Genomic DNA, 22184 nt, shown 5'->3' with positions numbered 1-22184 from the left:
AAAGGAAAAGCTGAACCTCCTTTAGGGGGCATCAGATTGTGAAATACGGAAAGGTTTTTTAAAAAAATAGAAGGAAACATCAATTTTTAATAGAATGTAAGCATTTTAATTAGAGGAGGATGATCTTGTTGGAGAGAAGAGTTTTACTGGTATCTTCATTACCAGAATATGAAGAACAGATTGGCCGATTGCTATGGTATTTAGATAACTCATATGAGCGCGATAGTAAGGATATACTTTAAGCGTTATCTCATATAATCCACCAATTCCATATACCTGTTTTATTTTAAGGATTTCTGTGTCATATGAAGCCCAAGTAAGATCATTTGGTGCATTTTTGTCGTCTTTGTAGATTTCAACAATTGCTTTATCAACTGGTTCTCTTAGGCTACTTATAAGTGCCATTTTAAACGTTTCAGATAATTCCGTATCGGCTGCATTAATTGTTTCTGTTTTTGCATTTACTGTTCTATTAAATATTACTAAGAGCATTCCAACTATAAACAAAACTGCAAATTTTTTAATAATTATTACCTCTTTTTAGTTTCACAAAAACTAAAATATTTTATTCAAGAATATGACTCTTTACATAAAGAAAGAGCCAAATTCATTGTTGCAGAATTGCGCCCTTTAATAGAATAACTGAATAGGATCTATTGTAGCTTTGGAATAAAGTTTGATTAAAAGCAACAATCAAATCCACATTTTACGATAATTGAAAAGAACCCTTTTTGAAAAAAGATTAATCAAAACGGGTTCTTCCTTTGTGAAATACTGTGAAACTTTTTAAAAAAAGTTTGATCATTTTCTACTGTTGTTTTGCAGCAATCGCGTCCGACTGTGGAATATTAAAAATGCGAAAGTGTAGCCCACAATGACTGCTCAGTAATTTTACTAAAGCTTCCATTCAATAACATTAATCTAGTAAAATTAAACTACTAGCTGATCATTTAACATATTAACTTATATTTTAAAGGTCAAAAGACATTTGTTCATTAAATAAAATTTAAGCTAGACACTGACTCTAATTTCAATTCGTAAAATATTAATTTATTTTTGCAGAATGTATTATTTCTTTATTCCCATATCTCCTTGACCAGAGTAATATGTATTCCATATTCGCCCATCTACACTGTTATTATAATTTGTTCGAAATCTTTCATCTTCAACCATCTTCATTCTACGTTCTTTCTCTATTAACATTTGGAGATATTTAATTTCATCATTTTCAATATTATCCCTAAGTGAGGTTAATAATGATTCAATATGATGAATTTCCCTTTTTACATTAGGTGATTGTATGTCCAGATTTATATAACCAAGGGTTTCAATCATACAATCAATGTTTAATTTAATACCTTCAAAATCTTCTTGAATATTCTTAGTTGTTGAGTTCAAAATATTTCACCTCATTTACATTCCTAAGTATCTTTTTATTTCTTATAATTAATTAAATCTAAAAATTTTAAAACTTCGGCAATGCATCAACAGCATCGGTCAAATCACTATATGAATCTTTCAAATATATACTCGTTGTTGCTATATTACTATGCCCGGCGAGCCGTCTTACTTTTTCAATATCATTTTTTGTTGCCTTCAACATCCATTTACAAAACGTATGTCTGAACATATGAGGAGTTAGCTTTTTCTTAGGTAAGCTGTATCCCTCAATCATTGTCTGGATCCCTCTAACAGTAAATTTCACAGACCGTTGACTATAAAAGACATAGGGGAAATCTTCCACATATGCTTTCTGTTTTGCCATTTCAACCCGAAATACTAACCATTCCTGAATTTCCGCAAGCAGCATATTAGAAATTGGAATTGACCTTACCTTCATCCCTTTCCCTACGATACGAATACGTTTCAGCTCTAAATCAATATCCGTTAATTTTAAATTAGAAAGCTCATCCACTCTAAGGCCAGCATAGGTAAGTAAGTAAATAATCGCTCGGTCTCTTCGGTACTTTTCGTCAGGATTGACTCCCCTACTTTTGACGGGTTTCTTCCTTATAATATAGAGCAGATTTTCAAACTCTTCTTCTGTCAGCCACATGATTTTCTCATTATCCTCATCAGCTGTTTTTAAATCTTGAATATCGTTCATTGGATTATGCTGAAGCTTGTTATTTTTGGCTGCCCAGGTATAAAAGCTGCGCAATGAATTTAGGCGCCGATTGATCGTTGATATTGCCACTGGTTTTATGTCTATTGGATGCAGCATGTCATGGATCCATTTGCGAACATCTGCAGCCGTCACAAAATCATCGGGTCTGATATGTAATTGATCAAAAAATGCGTTCAGATCATTCGTGTAGGAAATAATAGTATTTTGTGATTTTCCTTTTTCTAAAAGATGAGAAATGTAGGCCGGTAACAATTCATACACGCTCCTTAACTTATATGCTGAGTTTATCTAATTAAAAAGCAGTTTAATAGATAAGCATTTTCTATATTATATGATGAGTATAACACTAGTAAAAGGAAATGAACGTGTATAATGTATATTATATGTCTAGTATAACAATAAATAAAAAAGGATTGAATAAAGGAGAAGCCATGAATGACTTTAAGACCACTAAAACTTTCCTAATGTTGTTAAAAACGGGGAAATCGTCTTGAAAATGGGCTTAGCGTTGTAAATCCGCATTTTCCTGACGCTACCCCCTACCCCATAAAATAATATTATTGGAATCCGCAAGTTCAATTGCAGATTTTGTGAATTTACTATTAGTTACTACTACTCCTTTTGTTAGTTTATAATGCTTAAGTCAGTCCGCAAACTTTACATATGGCTAATGTGTAATGCGGGCATGTGCCGCCACAATCTCCATCTTCACAACCTTCATAAAAATCATATTTAACTAATGCCATAAGATGACCTCTTTCCTTGATGAACTAAATTTAATATTTAATGTATGCACAAAGAAAAGGGTCTTACTGGTAATAGTAAGACCCTCTAAGATGTTATTTTCTTTTAGTATTTTTCTTTTGTTTTTCATAATTGTAAGGTAAAGCCATGCTCTTATCAAATGGAACTTCTGTTGCTTTGAATGTTGTTTCAATTGGATTGCTTGGATTGTTTAATGAAGCAACTCTTTCAGAATTGGTCATTACTGTATACTTATCTTTTTGTTTTGTACCATCTGCGAATGTAGCATCAGTATAGTACCAAGCTCCACCAAGTTTAACAGCATTCCAAGCATGAGCATCCCCTGTTACTAAGCGAGACTCTAAGCCAAAGCGAGTTAATAGTTCAGCCATTAAATCAGTATAGCCAGTACAAACAGTGTTTTGACCCCAAAGCAAGTATGGATGTCCTTCTTCAATAAAATCTCCGTATTCAAATTGATTAGTAACAAAATCAATTAGAGCACTAACTACATCATAATCGGTATTTAGAGTGTAGTTATCTACAATGTATTTTTCTGCTTTATCCATTTTCTTACTGTATTCTAAATCATCTTCCTGTTCACGTGTATTAGCTACTGATAGATAATTTTTGTATTTACCATTTTCCTTTTCCACATAAAGAGACACTTGTCTTCCAAAGAAAGAATAACCTGGAAGGTCTTGACTTATATCCTCAGTTACGAGATAGTCTAGGAATTCATCATCGAAATTCTTAGAAGTATAGAACACTATTTCTTCAGGTTGGTATAAAGGACTATTATACAAATCTTTAGCCATTTTCTTTATCTCTTCGAAAGTCTTGACTTCACCAGTTTCTACCTCTTCGTTTTGCATGTTACTGATACGTAAGATAAAAGTAGATAACTGATTTAAAGTAACTTTATTATTTGGCTTGAAGTTACCTTTACCGTCTCCAACTGTGATACCATTACTAGCTAAAATGTTAATTTGTTTGTAAGCCCAGTGCTTAGAATTAACATCTTTAAAAGTCATCTTCTTATCAGTTTTTAAATCAAACATAATAACAAGAATCTTAGCCATTTGAGCACGAGTTAATTCTTCCTTAGGAGCAACGTTTCCTTTAGCATCTCCGCCGTATAAACCTACTTCGTAAGCCCAGACAATTTCCTTATAATTAGGAGTCTTCTTGTTTAGGTCTTTAAAGTTATTTTTGTAAGTACGCACTTTTTTCAAATCAGTGTATTGAGCTAGAGAATGTAAAACTACACTAGCTTCGGCGCGTGTAACTTTTGCACTGCCATTTAATTTAGTTCCTGTTTTGTAATCAAAAACATCTAATGCATTTAAATATTTTACAGCTTCAGCGTGTGTTTTATCACTGTCTAAATCAGTAAAGTTCTTTGCCGCAAATGTAGAACCACCTGAAAAACCTAACCCACTTGCAAGTACAACACTTGCTATTAAACCTTTAATCATTTTGCCTTTATTCATTCCAAATCCCCTCTTCCCCATGAATCTAAAACTACTAATTGGTACTAATTACATCTAGATATACCCTATATAGTTATATATTACCATATACTAAAATACCTTAGAGGCTTTTTCTAATTCAGAAATCTTTATAACACCAAATTTGACTTTGATTAACGAAGCTTTATCAAGAAAACATTACAGAACTACTTACCGTGAGTTTTTCTAAACTTCAAGTATAGTTATATATGAATACAAATAGCGCCTTAACCTTTTAAGTCTAATTGATTTGATAGATTTAGGAGCTTTTTCTTCCTTATCTTCTATGTGCTTTTTATTGTTTAATAGGTATTTAAAACAATTAATCAAAATATCAATTTGTGTGTGTTTTTCAAGTTTATATGTATAAATATATATGAGTCTATTTTTTGAAAGGGAGTCATAATGATTCAACTTCAATCATAACGATATATACGAGTCGCTATTTAATACAGAGTAAAAATAATATAAACCAATAAAAAATTAGATAAAGTTAAAAAAATGGGAGCAACGGATGCTTCCATTTTTTTATTTAAGGGAGAGGTTTACATGTATAAAGAAATTGATATTGATCTTATGTTTAAGCATATTGGCTTTGAGTACGAAAACAATCATATGCAATTTGATTTTTTGGACAATGAAAACTTGGATCTTTATGATGAAGAATTACGTGATTTAGCAGAAAGTTATTTGGATGCCGAATCTAATTGGGATCAGGATGAGGAAGAAGAGCTTAGAGGACATTATGGAGCTAAGAAAGAGGAACCTTTCTTTGATGATTATAAAGGATCTTCACTTGAAACTATGGAAACGATTGAAGTAGAAAATCAAAATCCTAAGCTACGACAGTACCAAGGGTTTGACCGAAATAGAGATGTCAGCATTCAATTAAAAGAACGTTATCAGCACACCTGCCAAATTTGTAATGGAAACAGACTAGAGACTGCCCCAGATGAATTTTATACAGAGACACATCATCTACATTCAATTGGCGAATTGGGCCCGGATATCCCAGAAAACATGGTCGTTACATGTCAAGATTGCCATAAATTATTAGATAAGGGAAGCATGTATATTGAACCAGAAACATATAGAATCCAACACTTTGATACCTTGAGCGTCTATCATGGTATGAAGATTAAGCTTAAACATGACATAGGCGCGGATTCCTTACTTTTTCAAAAAAGGAAGTTTATAGGCTTTAAGGATTTGTAGTAACAAAATTGCTGGCCTGATCAACGAAATGGTCAGTCACTTATTATTTTTAAAAAATTATAAAGTTACAAAAATGTTATAACGAGTAAGGATATGGAAGGATAGGAAAAGTATAGATTGTTACATAGGTTAAAATAACCGTTTTTTGACATTTTAAAAGTAATAGATTTAATTTATTCCATAATATGGTATTATTAATCTGTAAAATATTCCAGATGAAAGGGTGTTTTGTAAATAAAGTCAAAAAAATGTCCTTTTTTCTCACAAAATGGGGTCTGGTTCTATTTGGGCTGATGTAAAAGGGCAAACTCCATCTCCTGCCAAAATCAATGTTGCTGCTTGGCGAGATACTCTTGGACCTGATACTTTAGCTGGTGAGACGGGTGTGCAACCCTCTAGTACACTAGAGTCTAAGACTTCTTTTGAATTACCACTAGGAGTTGAGCCTGCTGATGAATATTATTTGAGATTTGATAAACATGGTTCACATGATGATGGCTGGGATCTAAGAGGTAGTGGTAAATTTGAAAACGACTATTAAGTTATCAATAACAAGAGCAGTTTTATTTTTGCTCTTGTTATTATTCTTTACAGAAAGGAATAAGACTTATGCTTATAGACTTTGATTTAATATCTTATCTTATAGGTTTTTTGATTTTATCTGGTTTAGTCTTTTTCTTGAAAAAAACATATAAAAAAGGCAATATTTATATTTTGTTTTATACAATTTTCTTTTTCTATATTTTAAATGTAATCAAATATACAATTTTCCCAATCGAAATAGGTACTCTATTTGTAGAGGAATTAAAAGAGCAGCTTTCAACTTTTTCTAGAACAAACTTTATTCCTTTTAAGTTTCAAAACTATGAACAAACTTTTTTAAATATCCTCTTAACAATCCCTTTTGGCTTTGGCTTACCATATTTGAAGAGGGTTAATATTAAGAGTGTTTTTTTAATAGGTTTGTTATTTTCTCTTTTAATTGAAATTACTCAATTTATTATCTCCTTGGTAATTGGATATCCTTATAGAGTTACTGATATTAATGATATTATGGCAAACTCTGTAGGCGTTTTAATAGGATATTTACTGTATAAACTTTTTTCTAAATTAGCATTAGTGTCTTGCACAATAAAAAAAAAGCTAATTCTAAGCTAAATCCTTTATTAAATTATATATATCAAGTAGCTAAGTAAAATTAATCTGTTTGTATAAATTTTATTGCTATCTTTGTTTAAAAATTCAACCTGTGATATATAAAAATAGCAAGAGATTCATTATGTCCTCTTATTCAATAAAATCAAGCCAATGATTCCCTAACATAGGAAATATCGGCTTTCTTTATATCGAATAAAGTCATACCTTTTATAAAGAAGACCTAATGTAGTTTTATAAAATAGATTGATTAATTGGAACAAAATTCGATCATTTAAAATAAAGATTGATAATTTTTACTAAAGTTTGATTAAAAATCCTGTGTTAATTTTTCTACGCAGGATTTTTTCTTATTCCACAATAGGGTCAAATTGTGGAGTAACTCATTTTAAAATTCAATAGATATTTATGAGTAAGATTGTGAATAATGTACAATTATCAAAGTAGATTTATAGAATAAGGAATCGTAAATAACTTATTGCAAACAAATTCTTCCAATTATTTATTTTACGTGTTATCATTTATTTACCGACCGGTAAGTAAGTGATGAGGTGATGATATGAGGAATAGGGAAGAAACATATGGTCTTATTATAGACTCAGCTTATAAAATGTTTGCGGAAAATGGATTTGATAAAACGAGTTTATCCATGATTGCTAAAGAAGTAGGCATTTCAAAGCCTGCGATTTATTATTATTTTGACTCGAAAGAAAAACTAATTGATGTTCTATTTAGGGAAATTTGTAAGGAAATTGTAAACCAATATACATTTCCGGTTGATGATTTGACAGCTACTAACTTTGAACACTATCTGCTGACCATTGGTTTTGAAATGATTGAGGAACAGGAAAGAGATGTTTATTTTAATAAAATATTTAATGAGTACATCCTTTTAGCAACAAGGAAAGATAAATACATGAATGAATTAAATAAAATACAGATGGGTTATTTTGAAAACTTTAGTAAGGTCATGAATCATGGCGTTAAGATTGGTGTCGTTGACGGGGAAAGGGTAGAATCTAAATCTAATATGCTTGTAATGGTTATAGATAATATCGGTAATTTTATACTGACAGGGCTAGAATTAGATTACAAGACGATATGGGAAGAAGCCGTGAAAAGTGTGCTTAGAGGTGTAAAAAATGACTAAACATCAAATCACAAATTGGCGGATAGAGGGATTGGATTTTGCTAGAGCCTTAGCATTATTTGGAATGTTCGTCGTGAACTATAAAGTAATCGTGGGGGCTGAGGGGAATGGATCAGAGTGGTTATTTTGGTTTACAGAACTTTTTCAAGGAAGAGCATCCGCAGTTTTTGTTTTGCTGGCTGGAATTGGAATATCCTTAATGACTAAGAAAGCTAGAAATGGAGATTCAAATATAATAAGGATAAGCAAGAAAGATATTTGGAAAAGATCTGCTTTTCTATTTTTATTAGGTATGGTTTTATATGTTGTAGGTTGGACTGGAGATATTCTACATTACTACGGTGTATTTATGTTTATCGCTTCATTTTTAATTGTTACTTCTAGCAAAATGATTATTATTATTTGCTCCCTTTTTGGCCTAATTGCACAAATTATGCAGGTTACAAGTAACTATTTAAAGGGATGGAATCACGATAGTCCATTTATAGAATACACAGACTTTTGGACTGTCGAAGGGTTTTTGAGAAATTTATTGTTTAATGGATATCATCCTATATTTCCTTGGATCTGTTACTTTTTATTAGGTATGATAATAGGTAGACTCGAATTGACAAATAAGAATTTAATAAAAAAGATGGGGAACATATCCTTTTTACTTTTACTATTTTTTGAAATTACATCCAGAGTTCTTCTCCAATCCTCGCTAAAAATACTAGATATAGAAAGTGCAAATTATCTATTTCAAACAGGTCCCATTCCTCCTAATTTATTCTACTTAACTTCCAATGCTTCTTCAGCTGTACTTATCGTAGTCATTTCCATTTATGTTACAAGGAAATTCTCGGGGAATTGGCTGGTGAAGGTCTTAATTAACACGGGTCAACTATCATTAACTCATTATGTAAGTCACGTATTTGTTGGTATAGGGATATTAGTTTTATTAGGTAGATTGGTAAATCAGACACTTGAATTATCACTGATATTTTCCATCTTGTTTTTTGTAGGGAGTATGTTGTTCACAATAATATGGAGAAAGAAATTTAAAAGGGGTCCAATTGAATGGATGATGAGAAAGCTTGTAAACTAAAATGAACTTGTATTTTGGACTTTTACAATCAGTCAATAGTAAGGTGCTAATGGTACAAATGCTAATTTAAATATGTACAAAAATGATTAAATAAAGGTGTACAGTTTTGACTCGGTTTTTCATACTAATCTTGAGGTGATTAGTATGTACATAGCGTTGAATATCCAGACAGATTTTGAGATTAATAGTCTTACAGACTTACCGAAACTAAAAATACTGATGGAGAATTTAAATATGCGAATTAATAAGAGTCAATTAGCTAGGGAATTAAATGTGGACCGGAGGACCATTGAAAAGTACCTTAATGGGTTTACTCCAAAGAAAACCAAGAATAAAACTTCGAAATTTGATAAGTTCTACGGAGTTATTTCACTCCTCTTATCAAAAGAATCAAAACAAGTATTTTATTACAAAAGAGTGCTATGGCAATACCTAAAAGATAATCATGGATTAGATTGTGCAGCTTCATCATTTCGTAGATACATCCAAAGTAAGCCGGAGTTCCAATCTTATTTTAGTGAAGGAAAGAGAACGAATCCAACACCGTCTAGTATTCGATATGAAACACCGCCTGGGGAACAGGCACAGCTGGATTGGAAGGAAAACCTTCGGTATGAAACGAAAGATGGAGAAATTGTTTATATCAACGTAGCTGTCTTATTACTTTCTTTTTCAAGATTTCGTACTTTTTATATGAGTATATCGAAGTCACAAAGTGTACTATTTTCATTTTTGACAGAAGCCTTTGAAGCTATCGGGGGCGTTCCAAAGAAAATCATGACTGATAATATGGCAACTATAATGGATGATGCGAGGACGAAACATTTCAAAGGGAAAGTGAATAAACGTTTCGCTCAATTTGCAGAAGACTTCGGATTCAAAGTACATCCTTGTATCGCAGGAAGGCCAAGAACAAAAGGGAAAATAGAATCACCCATGAAATATCTTGACGAAATCTATGCCTATCAAGGGAAACTTAGTTTAGAAGAACTTCACAAGTATGTACAGCAACTCGGAGAAAGAATCAATAATAGTTATCATCAGGGGACTGGAAAAATACCGATTTTAGCCTTAAAACGAGAAAAGAATCTCTTACTGCCCCTACCACGGCAACAAATAAGAGATTCTTACAGAATCAACCATACACTAGTAAAAGTAAATTCATCCAACATGGTATCCTATAAATCCAATCAATACTCAGTTCCAGCTGAGTATCGAGGAAAGACAGTTGGTTTACAAGCATATGATGATCAATTATTCATTTATTATAACACGGAGTTAATTGTCCAACACAAAATAAGTCATCAAAAAATCAATTACAAGGAAGAACACTACAAAGATGAGCTCAGTAGAGCTCTTCCCTACTATCCTGATATTGATGAATTGGCAAAGAAAAATCTAGAGGCAATTGGAGATGTGTATAAAAATGAATAATTCTTACCAACAGTTAGTGCAAAATCTTGAATATTTGAAACTCAAGCAAATGATCCAGCATTTAAGTGAAACCATCGACTATAGTGTAGGCAATCAGGTATCCTTCGTGGAGACACTCGTAAAACTTACAAACTATGAGATCGATGTTCGTGAGAAGAACATGATGCATTCCATGGTAAAGGTGGGGGCATTTCCCCACCTTAAGGAAATAAATGAATTTGATTTTGATTTTCAACCATCCATTAATAAACAACAAATACTTGATTTTCTTACTTTGCGTTTCATAGAAGAGAAGGAAAACATTATCTTTTTAGGACCTAGTGGTGTAGGAAAAACTCATTTAGCAACGTCAATTGGAATAGCCGCTGCCAAAAAACGAACAAGTACCTATTTTATTAAATGTCATGATTTACTACAACAATTAAAAAGAGCTAAAATTGAAAATCGATTAGAAGCAAGGTTGAAACATTATACCAAGTATAAGCTGCTTATTATCGATGAAATCGGATATTTGCCTATTGATGCTGAAGATGCAAAATTATTCTTTCAACTAATCGATTTCAGGTACGAAAAAAGAAGTACTATCCTAACCACCAATATCAATTTCAAGTCTTGGGACGAAATATTTCAGGATTCCAAACTAGCTAATGCGATCTTAGATCGTGTTTTACACCATGCAACGGTAGTTAGTATTGTTGGAGAATCTTATCGAATAAAGAATCATCTTGCGAAAGAGCCCGAGTAATTTTGTACATATTTAAACGATCAATTATGTACATGTTTAGGTTGACATTTATAAATGGGACAAAATCCATATACTAAGAGGACAAAGTACCTAGAAAACTTTGTGAAGAAATATACCTAAGCCCTTGATGGCTATAGTGCAACAATCGGGCAATTATTAAGCAATACCATTAGGAAAAAAATCAAACTTTTTTATAAAATCGAAGCTTTGATCCACTGATAAAGAATCCACTTTGATCAATCTTTTTTTCAAAATGGATTCTTTTAAATTATCGAAAAATGCCGGTTTGTGAGATTTTTTTGATCGAACTTTATTCCAAAGCAACAACCGCAAGTTCCTTTCATCATACGCTCGACTCTTTCCCCCTTCCCCTCTCCCAACCCCCGTCAACGCTGAAGGATTAGGATGGGGGACTTTTATGCATAGTGAAGAACAAACCAAACAAGTAAAACACTGCTCCATCAATGTTTACGCCACCTGTATAAAAAGCTGTATAAAGAATGTTCAACCAAAAAACACGAAACGTTGATGTCACAACATTCGTAGCTTTTTGGTGTGTTTCCAAACTTGCATTTGGGAACGTTGTTTTGTATAAATTTGTATATAGTAATATTAGATATTTTGTTTATCAGATAGAGGTTTTTAAATATTCTTCAAAATCCAGAGATTCTTCTGAACTTGATTTTTCTATCAAACAAGTAAGAGTATTTCAGAAGATGTACAGTCATCTTTTAATTTAGACCTAACTGATTATGATTTGGTTAAATTCCCAGAGTTAATAGAAAATGAGGAATATTATAATCTTGCTGATATACTTATGGAGGTAATGATGGAGCAAGGTGAAGGCGATATTAAACCATCCCTATATATTAATCAGGAAGAGGCACTAATTTTAGAGAAAAAAGTTGATGGAGAAAACCTTTATCACGAACTAACATTTGATAAAGAGACTAATACATGGGTTAAAGAATTAGAAAAAGAAAAAATGGGGAACTTATTGATTCATCCAAATGAAAATGAAAGTAAAAATTAATTAAATTTTAAGTCTATTCATAACATGTTTTCTTATCAAGTTATGAATAGACTTTTCATGTATTAAAGGTTAAATAATATTGAACACATCACTTGATTGCTTTCGATACATTAGGTCATATTGTATATCAGCCTTTGTCTTTTTCTCTTTGTTTTAAACATATCTTTCAGATCTTGTTGATAAGAGACCAGGCTAAAATCTAAGGATTTATGATATTTAATATAATCCTGCAGCATTTTTTCAGAAATAAATTCGTTAATATTAATACTTGTTTGATCTATTACAAATGAACAAATTCTGCTTAAAGATTTCTGGATATGAGTAATCTCTATATCTGTTTAAAAATATCTCATTATTCTTTCCTTAAACATTCTATCTGCTTAACATTTTCGCTTGTCTGATAGATCTATTAGCTAGCAATAATATACTTCCTTAAATCCTACATTTATTTAATTTTCTGCTATTCGATTATCCGAAGCGTCGAGTCCTGAATAAAAATTCTCCAAGATATAACCCTTTGAAATATTATTAAATACAGAATGCCAAAACCAATATTCTTCAATTTCATCAGAAATATTTGCCATTAACTGTGGTAAGTTTAGAAAATCATTACTTATTTCATTTCTATATTTTTCTGAAGTAAATTGATTTTTCCCAGTATCCAGGATGTATCTATGTAATATCATCTTGTATCCATTTCTTCTTTGGTTAGCAGAAAGGTTCTTCAGCTCTTCGATTAAATCATTAAGTGTTACCATGTACATGTCCCTATTTTGCTCCTGGCCCCCTTCTAAACAAACAAGTTCTGGATAATAAAAAAATGAAATTTCAACGTTAATTAAATTCTTTATCTCCTCTAGCTCTTTTTCTATTTTAGCCATTCGATTTTCTATCATTTTGTATTTATTAGAAAAATAGTCGATACTCATTATTTGCTGCAGCAACAAATAATTAGATTCTAATTTGCTTATTTGCTCTTCAATTGTTCCTTCTCTTTGTAATTTCTTGGGTTACTCCACAATCTGCCCGATTGTTGAAGAAACATGACTGACTTTTCCCCTGTACTAAATACCCTCTATCATTACTATAAGAAGGTAGCTAAATTAATCATAACATTTTTTAAAATCCCCTTCCTTGAAAGGCTTATTTGTTATGCCTTTCTTTCTTTTTTATTTCAGTTTTCGTCCTTATATAATTTATTTTATTCGTATAAATCTGTTCAATTTTGTCAGAATAGAATAAGTGTATTCGTAGAAATTACCATAAAAATCGATGTGGATTGAGTATTTGAAGGGATAACATATTAATTCATCATCATTAAAATATTAAAAATTTTGCATTCTATTTGATTCAGTTTCTAGCAAAAAGAAAAACCCTGCAGAGAGCTTACTCTCTACAAGGCTTTCTTTAGAAACCCAGCACATACGTGCTTTAAAGGTCTAGGGTCTATCCCCAAATCCCTGTGTATCAATAATTAATTCCAAGATAAAGTTGGAGCTGCAGCATCATTAATAACTTTATCAGTTAATGTAATTAATCCAGTACCACTTGCTGCAGCAGTTGCAAAGCGAGCATCAGTAGCTTGAATTTTTGCTGCTAAATTAGTAGCCGTTGCAAGAGGTGTAGATCCAACTACGAAGTCAGTACCTGCAACATAAACCTTACCATTTAATGTAATTTTGTCACCAACTACTAAATTAGAATTAATAGTGAATGTGTAAACACCAGCTTGTGCAGGAGATACACCATCTACTCCACCAGCAAGAGTGATTGTTACAGGAGTTGCAACATCTGCAAATGTCAAAGCATCACCTGTTAGGCTGATTTCAGAGAAATCGATGCCACCATGATCTGGAGTAAGACCTTGAATAGCAGCATTAATAGTTGTCAAATCATTAACAGTAGCAGGATTAGTATATAATTCTACCGTAATTGTTTTTGTAATTGTATCATAACTAGCAGTTGGATCAGTTGCAGCAAGAGCACCATTTTGCTTAACTACTACTTTAACACCATTATACTCTGCTTGATTAGTTTCAGTAGTAGCAACTACTAGGTTTACTGTCTTAGTACCAACTGTTACAGATCCTTTAGCATCTACTTGAGTAACTGCAGTTTGGTTCTTAGTTAATTCAGTAAGAGTAGAAATCTTGCTTGCTCCAGGTTGAGTAATAGCAATAGTTGAAATAACTGCATTAGAAGTACCATCTGTAAATATAACTTTATCAGCAGCTACTCCTACTGTATCAGTAGTATCAACATCAGTAGTAGTACCATTAACATTTAACACTACTGTATTTCCAGTAGCTGATGCTACAGAATTTACAGTACCAGTTGTGATTGAGAAATCAGCTAAGTCAATAGATGAAGTATTTAAATTCTTATCAAATGTTAATGTTAATTTTTTGCCATCAGCAGAAAGTATAGCAGTTGTGATTGTTCCAGTTCCAGCTACTGGAGCACCACTAATTGACTCAATTTCAAGAGTATAAGTACCATCTGCATTCTTAACAGCTGTTACTTCAACTTTTTTCTTAGCAACTAAAGCATCAGATACTAACTCTTCAAACTTAGATTCATTAATTACAACACCTTGTTCATTCTTGAATGAAGAAGTTGAGTAAGTAATTGCATCGTATCCAGCAAATGTCAATTGATTTTTAGTTACATCAATAGATGTTACTGGACCAGTATATACAGCTGGTAATTCAGTACCTTTTGTAAATGCAATTGAAGCTGATTTGTTTGGTAAGCTTACTTGAGACGCAGAAGCATTAACAGTTACATTAGATGCAACGTTTTCTGATTTCACTTCAAGTACTGCTTTACCAGCAGAAGCATTAACTTTTACAGTTTCAGTTGTACCTTTTTTAACTAGTTTAGATCCAAATGTTCCGTTAACTGTTACATCAGCAAAATGAGCTGTTACTTCGTAAGATACTTCATAAGAGCCAGTACCTGCATAGTAATCAAATCCATTTTGGTCAACTGAGTTGTAGTGGAAGAATGCTGATTGTGTAGTTGGTAATGTAGTTACCTCTTTACCAGCTGCATTTTTAATCTTAAGGTCAGCATTGTTAATTACTGCATCTACAAAGTAAGTTGACTCAGCAACAGTTTGTAAATCAGCTTTGTCTAATCCAGCTTCTTTGCCAGTTTCAAGGTAAACAGTTGGAGCAGCATAAGCATCACGCTCACCTACTAGAGTAAATTTAGCTTCACCCTTAGTACCAGTAACCTTGATAGCTTGAACTGTGCCTTTTTTGATTTCAACACGTGCATTGTTAGCATCTAGAATATATGCTTTTTTATCAGTGCTGTAGTTACCTTGTTCAAAAGTAACATATGCAATAGTTCCAGCTGGAGCAACTTTACCATCTTTATCAGTAACAGTTACTGTGTATTCACGTCCACCTTCACCAGTACCTTTGTTATTAGCATTTCCATTGTTAATTGCAGCAGCATTTTGAACACCTTCAGCTTTAACAGCTAATCCAAGTGTATGGCTTAATGCAAATTTAACAGTTGGTGCAGCAGCTTTTAATTCAGTTGCTTCATGCTTACCACGGTTAGCACTGTTAGTATAAGTATCTACAAATACGATAGGTGTTACTGAAGCACTTGAACCTGTTAAAGTAAATGTTGCTTCACCTTTTGCATCAACTTTTACACGTACTTCATTAATTCCACCAGTTGTTACTTGAGATGGATATTTAGCGTTTGTAGATACTCCTGTATCAATAACTTCTACATCACGTACAAGTTTATCTGGAGCAACATCTAAGTTTTCAGCAAATGCTACGTTTACATAGTTGTAATCAACAGTTTTGCCATCTGCAAGATATTGAGTTGCATAGCTGTCTGTTTTAACTTTGTAAACTTTCTTAGCTCCGTTAGCTAGTTCATTACCAGTAGTAACTTCAGTAATAGTTAAGCCTTCTGCCCAGTAAACTTTACCAGAAGCATATACTGAAGATTTTTCAGTAGCGTAAGCAGTTACGTTATCGTTGTTCTTGTAGTAACGAGTGTAAGTGTAAGAAGCTTCACCTTTATCATTTGTATAAGCAACAACTTCAATTTTGTTATTTAAGTTAGAGTTGTCATTTACAATGTTGAATGTAACAGGAATACCAGCTTTAGATTGACCATCTGGAACTGTTACTTCAGCTTTTACAGTTACTTCTTTACCAATTGTTCCTTGAAGAGATGGAGTTGTAACTTTAATAGCTGTTGGAACTACAGCAGAGATTCCTTTGAAAGTTCCAAGTTTGTCAGAACCTAATTTTACTGTGTAAACTTCATCAGCTGTTTGAGCAGCAGTAGTTAATACAACAGTTTTGCTGTCAGTTTGCTTAAGAACAGCGTTTTTCACTTCAAGAGCTTTCGCATCTTTACCTTCGATAGTGAAAGTACCAAGATCTTCTACTTTAACCGCTTCTTTGAAAGAAACTTCAACAGTAGTATTGTTAATCGCCTTTACACCTTCAACAGCAGGGTTCTCAGCTAGTTTACCAGCTTGAACTAATGCACGGTGTAAGAAAGTAGCGAAGTGTGCACGGCTAACTTTAGCTTTAGGGCTGAATTCGCCTTTTTCGTTACCAGTTGTGATTCCGTGTTGAGCAAGTATTTTTACGTTTTCACGGTGTGAAACGTATACTTTGTCAAGGTCAACAAGGTTAACAGTTTTTCCGTTATCCTTTAAGCCGAACGCTTTAACAAGAGCAGTTGCCATTTGTTCACGAGTTAACTCGTCTCCAGCTCCGAAATTTCCGTTAGTGTATCCACCGAAGATTCCAGCTTTTTCTACTGCTGCTGCGTATTGAGCAAAGTAAGAAGTAGATTTAAGATCCTTGAACACGTTTAGGTTTTCAGGAATTTCAAGACCAAGAGCATTTGTGAAAAGAGCTGCTGCTTGACCACGGTTTAGAAGTTGGTTTGGTTTAAATGAACCATCTTGGTAACCGTTAATGATTCCTTGTTCTACTAATGCAGTAATTTCTGCATGTGCCCAGTGACTTTTTGGTACATCTGGGAAGCTAGCAGCTGCTGCTGCTCCTACTGGTGCTGCAAGTGCTGAAGCAACAAGTGCTGTCGTTACAGAACCAGCGATAAATTTACGATAAGACTTTGGTTGGTAAGCCATCTTAATTATTTCCTCCTTTAGTATGTTCATAGGTATATAGTAACTATGTCTAAGAGTTTCATAGGATCCTTAATCTATGTATAAAATCCAACTCTCAAACCTAGCTAGTAACAAATACAAGTTTTATTATAATTTTGGGGTGACTAAAAGTCAACAAGTAAAGGGTTAATTTATCCCAATTCTTCCTATTTTTTTGCATCAAGGGATAATTTAGCCACATTTTACACCTTTATCTCCTATTATTCTACCTTATTTTCCATAATGTGCAACTATTTTCTTAAGAATTATGTAAATATTTAAAAAACTATTATTCAATAATCCTATTTTGAAAACATAAATATGCACGCTTATACAATGAAAAGGAAATTTATATAATAGGAAGAAATAGATGTTTCTTGGCTATTCTTCGTATAAACTTCGCCCTTCTTCTAATAGAATCGACAGAATTAGCTAGTTTGCCCGATCCCCATCATTCAATTTTAACCCACAAAGTCTAATATATGCAGAATACTACCAAAGTATTCCTCATTCGACAATTTGTTACTAAACTGTAATACTACAAGACCTTTCCCTATGTTAGACTGTTTTCATAATCAAAAAGTTTCATACTTTCGAAAATTTTAGTTCGACAAATTTTTCACTTGTTTAAAAGGTAGAAAAACATGTCGGATAGTCTTATCAAACACTCAATAAAAAGGAAGGAGATGAACCAATGAGAAAAGCCCTCACTGCGCTTTTCGTATTCTTCCTTTGCTTAGTCACTACATCAACTTTTGCCTCAGCAGCCAGCGAAGGAAATTATGACCGCCTGATGGCACAAGCAAAAAAGTATATTGGATTGCCTTATAAGTATGGAGGAACAACTGCAAGCGGATTTGATTGTTCTGGTTACACGCAGTATGTGATGAAAGCGCTTGGCCTCAATCTTCCTCGGACAACCTCTGGTCAGTATGGTGCTGGAGAATCAATTAGCAAGGATAACTTGCGTATTGGAGATTTAGTTTTTTTCGTAACATACAAAAAAGGACCTTCACATGTAGGTATTTACATAGGAGATAATCAATTCATCCACTCTTCCACATCAAAGGGGATTATCACTACAGACTTAGATGATCCGCATTATTTCGGACCGCGATACATAGGTGCAAGACGTGTACTTACATATGATTTGCCTGTAGGCAAATTCCATGATGTCCCGAAGGATTTCTGGGCTTTTGATTCCATTAAAGACGTAAGTGAGGATCATTTGTTCCTTGGCTATGAAAATAGTTATTTCAAGCCTGATGAAGAGATGACCCGTGCCCTTGTTGCCTCTGTTATGGCACAAACATTAGATTTAAATATGTCAGACCGCAACGAAGTATTTTCAGATGTGAAGAAGGAATTCTGGGCAAGCGGTGCCATTCACGCTGTAAACAAAAAAGATCTTTTTAAGGTTAAAGGAAAAGAATTCCAGCCAAACAATACCATTACACGCGGGGAAGTAGCAGTTGTTCTTTATGAAGCCTTTAATCTCAAGGCAGGAGGAAAAGAAACCGCCTTTACGGATGTGGATAAAGGAAACCCTGCATACGCAGCCATTCAAGCACTAGCTGCAAACGATATTGCAGCAGGATTTGAAGATGGAACCTTCCGCCCTGATGAAAAAGTAAACCGAGCACAATTTGTCGTCATGCTTGACCGAGCGAAAGATAGTAAATAACAAAGGCCGTGAATTCATTCGGATTCACGGCTTTTTATGTACTCTAAAAATTTTACTCTTCTTTAAGCTCCCTACTAATTTAATAGGGAGCTTGCGTAATTTGAGTTCATTTTGTTACTTTTCTATTTTTTAAACCAGCTGCATACAAGCTCAGTTGATTGGAGCGGAAGGTACGAGTTCCTTGAAAATGCTGCCGCATTTCCTTCGTGCGGTGACTTTTCAATGATGCTTATTCAAGTCCTGCGGGAGGAGCGGACAGGTGAGACCCCACAGGAGCGACAGCGACGAGTAGGCTCACCGCCCACCCCGCGGAAAGCGATTACCTGAAGCGCAAATCAACCTCTACCATCTAAATATATATTAGCTAGTAACTATTTTTACAAAAAAGCCAAAAGTTTTATCACATACAAAACGTATGTTCACTTTAAGCCCCAAATGAAAAACTGGGCATTTACCCAGTTTTCCTCATTTAATCCTTTATTCAATTATTATCGATCAAGAATCCGCTTCAAGAACAAAGCAAATTGCGATCTAGTTACCGAATCACTCGGTCCGTAAGCATCACGGACAGTGATTTCATTATAAGCTAACGTATTAATATCTGCATAATTCCAGAAGCTTTCATCAATATCTGTGAATTTTGCTTTTGTTGTTGGCTTGGCAAGCTTAGCCTCGTATGCTCTTACAAGCAAGGATGCCATTTGTGCACGGGATACATGCTCATTCGGGCGAAGTTCTCCGCCTTGTCCGATTAATCCATTTGCTTCTGCGATGACCATTGCCTGGTAGCCTAAGTCACCTGGCTTCATATCCTTCGCGTTCGACTTGTAGCCGTCCGGTAAGGTTAACCCAAGCTCCTTCACGAGCATGGCAGCCGCATGTCTGCGCAGAATCGGCTCGTTCGGATGGAAATTTCCATCTGGATAGCCATTTAAGATATTTCTAACCTGAAGGTAAGCGACCGCTTCACGAACTTCCTCACGGTTAATATCCTTGAAGACCGTCACTGTTCCTTTATGAATGAGAGAAGAAGCGATATAACCGCTAACCTTTGCTCCCTTCACTTCATAATAAACAAAGTGATTATTGGCATTTGCTGATTCATAAGGTCCTGACACAATCGTTAATGGTGTAAAATGCGGAAGCGATGCGATGCGATTGCCGTCTACTTTGTCACGGACATTTGAAGTCGACTGCATATCATTCCACGTATAGACTGCATCTCCTTTTTGATACAGATGGCTTGTCTTTGTGTCCATCCCTTTCCACTCATATTGAAGCTGATCCTTAGGGAAGCTCATAATTTCTGGGCGTGCTGGATCTGCATAATTCACTTTAAAGGATGGAATCGCTGTTAAGCTGACTAAGCTATTATCCTCGATGATTTTAAAGATTTTCTCCTGATATGGAGTTGCACCAAGGTCATTATTCGGATCATTCCGTTTAGACAATCCATTATAAGCCATAATCGCAAAATACCAATGCTCGATTATTTCTGGATTATGGTCATTGATGCGCGGGATAAAAGTCCATTTCCATTTCTCTTGTAAAATTTGTGCACCTACTTCGATATTATAAGCAGTATCTGAAATGAGCTTTTCCTTCGTAATCCCTTTAGCAGCCATTTCTTCATCTGTTAGCGTAACCTGCATGATGCCCATCCCGCCATCATCAGTAATGAGAGGCGTGCCATCCTTCTTAAATTGGTTCATCCCTGATTCATTATAGGCAATAGCCTTTAGCACTTCCGCAGGAATTTTGTATTTTTTCGCTGCTGCAGATAGCAGCTCCTTTTTCTTTATCATCGAAAGCTCTTCATTGGCTGACTGCTTTGACTCTAAAGCAGTCTCTTCTTCCATCTCAACTGCCGCCGTTTGGCTTGCAGCTACATCTTTATATGAAACGGATAAAGTCTTTGACCCTTTATTAAAGCCATCATCCTCATGCTGAAGCAGACGGAAATGTGCTCCTTCAATCTTTATTGAGAATATCCATGATACTGTAGTAGGAAATTGATTGAAAGAATACCAGTTTTTCAGCTTCGTTCCGCCCAGTGTTCCTAATTGAACCGGCTGATAGAATTCATTCATTGGCTGACCTGTTAGATAGGCATGGTTAGCCGTTTTGCTATCTGTTTCCATCAGAAGATCCCATGCGTTAGAGTATGTCTGTTTGAAATCTGTTAATTTTAAGGCTAATGGATTTTCTCGCTCAAACCCATTTGGCAGCATCTCTCCCCAATAGTCCTGAATGGATGGGAGATCAAATGGAGTCGGAAGACTTCCATTATATTGGGCCATCTTCTTAACTGCTTCTTCACTGCCTAATAACTGAACATAATCTTCTGCTAACACTTCTGGTAAATACCCTTCATACGCACCTTTTCCATTCATATGTACTTGTGGGTATTTAGAAAGCTCTCTTGCTTTTCCATATTTCGAGGTAATCCATTCATCTGGCGGCAGGTCTTCTCCCTCAATTAATAAATAGAATGTCATATGGTGCCCATATTCATGAGAGAGCGTTCTTGCTAAACTGCTCACACTTGTCTGATCATCTCCTCCATACAAATGGATGATTCGATCAGGGTATAGCTGCCCCTCTCCGCCTGCAAACTTGTATTTCGCAAAGTATTGCCCCTGCACCTGCTTTCCTGCAGGATAATCAGGATAGATCATAATTTTGCCAAGTTTCTGTAATTCTTCCCCATGCTTGTTCTTCAGCAGCTCCTCTTCTAGTGCTGCTAGTTTAGCAGAGTCTTTCCATGGTTTGCTGTAGCTGATAAATTCAACTCCGCTCTTTCCTTTAAAGGTTGCAACCGGCTTGAGCTGGGTTTCTTCCCCATCTACTTGATAGCGAACATTCATCCCACTGGATTCATCGACGACATCTGCCTGTACCTCTGAACGCACATGTAAAGAAACTGCCAATACAAGGATAAATAACAGGATTCCTTTTCTCATTCTCACCCTTCTCTCTTTAACATTATCACTCTTGTATCTTATCATTTTTTTCTATTGGAGTCTTACTCTATCGTAAAGGAGTATTTTCCTATTTATAACAGATTCAATTGATGATCATTCAATTAAAAGTACTATTTTCTAAAAGATTATTGTTTCAGAACCAACTATATGAGG

Annotated in this window: 16 protein-coding genes and 1 pseudogene; 8 read left to right on the top strand and 9 right to left on the bottom strand. The window is 34.3% G+C overall.

Translation table 11 applies throughout. The annotated features are described in order from the left end of the window. Positions 1-105: 105 nt before the first annotated feature. The 5 genes and pseudogenes from C1726_RS13715 to C1726_RS13695 all read right to left on the bottom strand — a co-directional run bounded on the left by C1726_RS13715 (position 106) and on the right by C1726_RS13695 (position 4365). The gene (locus C1726_RS13715; protein WP_235822778.1) at positions 106-507 is read right to left on the bottom strand and encodes a DUF3888 domain-containing protein; all 402 of its coding nucleotides are present in this window, start codon (positions 505-507) and stop codon (positions 106-108) included. A 561-nt stretch (positions 508-1068) separates the two neighbouring features. Beyond that, a complete protein-coding gene (locus tag C1726_RS13710) occupies positions 1069-1398 on the bottom strand; it encodes a hypothetical protein (protein ID WP_102273671.1) in 330 nt (109 codons plus the stop codon). A 67-nt stretch (positions 1399-1465) separates the two neighbouring features. Then, positions 1466-2380, bottom strand: coding sequence for a tyrosine-type recombinase/integrase (locus tag C1726_RS13705; RefSeq protein ID WP_102273670.1), 915 nt, complete (start codon positions 2378-2380; stop codon positions 1466-1468). 280 nt (positions 2381-2660) lie between these two features. Further along, positions 2661-2723 (bottom strand): annotated as a pseudogene (locus tag C1726_RS26945) (hypothetical protein); the annotation flags it as partial. 244 nt (positions 2724-2967) lie between these two features. Continuing rightward, positions 2968-4365: an S-layer homology domain-containing protein gene (locus C1726_RS13695; RefSeq protein WP_180968191.1), complete on the bottom strand. Its 1398-nt coding sequence runs from the start codon at positions 4363-4365 to the stop codon at positions 2968-2970. A 567-nt stretch (positions 4366-4932) separates the two neighbouring features. Here C1726_RS13695 and C1726_RS13690 point away from each other — a divergent pair. The 6 genes from C1726_RS13690 to istB all read left to right on the top strand — a co-directional run bounded on the left by C1726_RS13690 (position 4933) and on the right by istB (position 11169). After that, complete coding sequence (locus C1726_RS13690) at positions 4933-5598, top strand: HNH endonuclease signature motif containing protein (RefSeq protein WP_102273668.1); 666 nt, start codon at positions 4933-4935, stop codon at positions 5596-5598. Between the two features lie 609 nt (positions 5599-6207). Next, entirely contained in the window at positions 6208-6756 is a 549-nt protein-coding gene (locus tag C1726_RS13680) for a VanZ family protein (RefSeq protein WP_102273666.1), read from the top strand. A gap of 556 nt (positions 6757-7312) precedes the next feature. After that, positions 7313-7903: a TetR/AcrR family transcriptional regulator gene (locus tag C1726_RS13675; RefSeq protein ID WP_102273665.1), complete on the top strand. Its 591-nt coding sequence runs from the start codon at positions 7313-7315 to the stop codon at positions 7901-7903. Continuing rightward, positions 7896-8990, top strand: coding sequence for a DUF418 domain-containing protein (locus C1726_RS13670; protein ID WP_102273664.1), 1095 nt, complete (start codon positions 7896-7898; stop codon positions 8988-8990). The genes C1726_RS13675 and C1726_RS13670 overlap by 8 nt, the downstream gene beginning before the upstream one ends. Before the next feature lie 144 nt (positions 8991-9134). Next, on the top strand, positions 9135-10424 hold the full coding sequence (gene istA, locus C1726_RS13665; protein ID WP_102271267.1) for an IS21 family transposase: 1290 nt from the start codon (positions 9135-9137) through the stop codon (positions 10422-10424). Then, complete coding sequence (gene istB, locus C1726_RS13660; protein ID WP_102271268.1) at positions 10417-11169, top strand: IS21-like element helper ATPase IstB; 753 nt, start codon at positions 10417-10419, stop codon at positions 11167-11169. The genes istA and istB overlap by 8 nt, the downstream gene beginning before the upstream one ends. Before the next feature lie 156 nt (positions 11170-11325). On the opposite strand, the gene C1726_RS26180 is transcribed toward istB, so the two are convergent. Continuing rightward, a complete protein-coding gene (locus C1726_RS26180) occupies positions 11326-11634 on the bottom strand; it encodes a hypothetical protein (RefSeq protein ID WP_180968190.1) in 309 nt (102 codons plus the stop codon). A gap of 364 nt (positions 11635-11998) precedes the next feature. Here C1726_RS26180 and C1726_RS13650 point away from each other — a divergent pair, with 364 nt between their 5' ends. Further along, the gene (locus C1726_RS13650; protein WP_102273663.1) at positions 11999-12202 is read left to right on the top strand and encodes a hypothetical protein; all 204 of its coding nucleotides are present in this window, start codon (positions 11999-12001) and stop codon (positions 12200-12202) included. 449 nt (positions 12203-12651) lie between these two features. Here C1726_RS13650 and C1726_RS13645 read toward each other — a convergent pair whose 3' ends face one another. Further along, positions 12652-13083: a hypothetical protein gene (locus C1726_RS13645; RefSeq protein ID WP_142385090.1), complete on the bottom strand. Its 432-nt coding sequence runs from the start codon at positions 13081-13083 to the stop codon at positions 12652-12654. A 593-nt stretch (positions 13084-13676) separates the two neighbouring features. Next, the gene (locus C1726_RS13640) at positions 13677-17345 is read right to left on the bottom strand and encodes an S-layer homology domain-containing protein (protein ID WP_180968189.1); all 3669 of its coding nucleotides are present in this window, start codon (positions 17343-17345) and stop codon (positions 13677-13679) included. A 712-nt stretch (positions 17346-18057) separates the two neighbouring features. Here C1726_RS13640 and C1726_RS13635 point away from each other — a divergent pair. Beyond that, positions 18058-19047 carry a C40 family peptidase gene (locus C1726_RS13635; RefSeq protein WP_102273660.1) on the top strand — a complete coding sequence of 330 codons (990 nt, stop codon included), beginning with the start codon at positions 18058-18060 and terminating at the stop codon, positions 19045-19047. A gap of 488 nt (positions 19048-19535) precedes the next feature. Here C1726_RS13635 and C1726_RS13630 read toward each other — a convergent pair whose 3' ends face one another. Next, positions 19536-22010 carry an S-layer homology domain-containing protein gene (locus C1726_RS13630; RefSeq protein WP_180968188.1) on the bottom strand — a complete coding sequence of 825 codons (2475 nt, stop codon included), beginning with the start codon at positions 22008-22010 and terminating at the stop codon, positions 19536-19538. Positions 22011-22184: the final 174 nt, after the last annotated feature.

The sequence above is a fragment of the Cytobacillus massiliigabonensis genome (assembly GCF_900199725.1).
Classification (GTDB): domain Bacteria; phylum Bacillota; class Bacilli; order Bacillales; family Cytobacillaceae; genus Cytobacillus; species Cytobacillus massiliigabonensis.
Note: the sequence above shows the minus strand (reverse complement) of the source record. Positions and strands in the feature narration are given on the sequence as shown.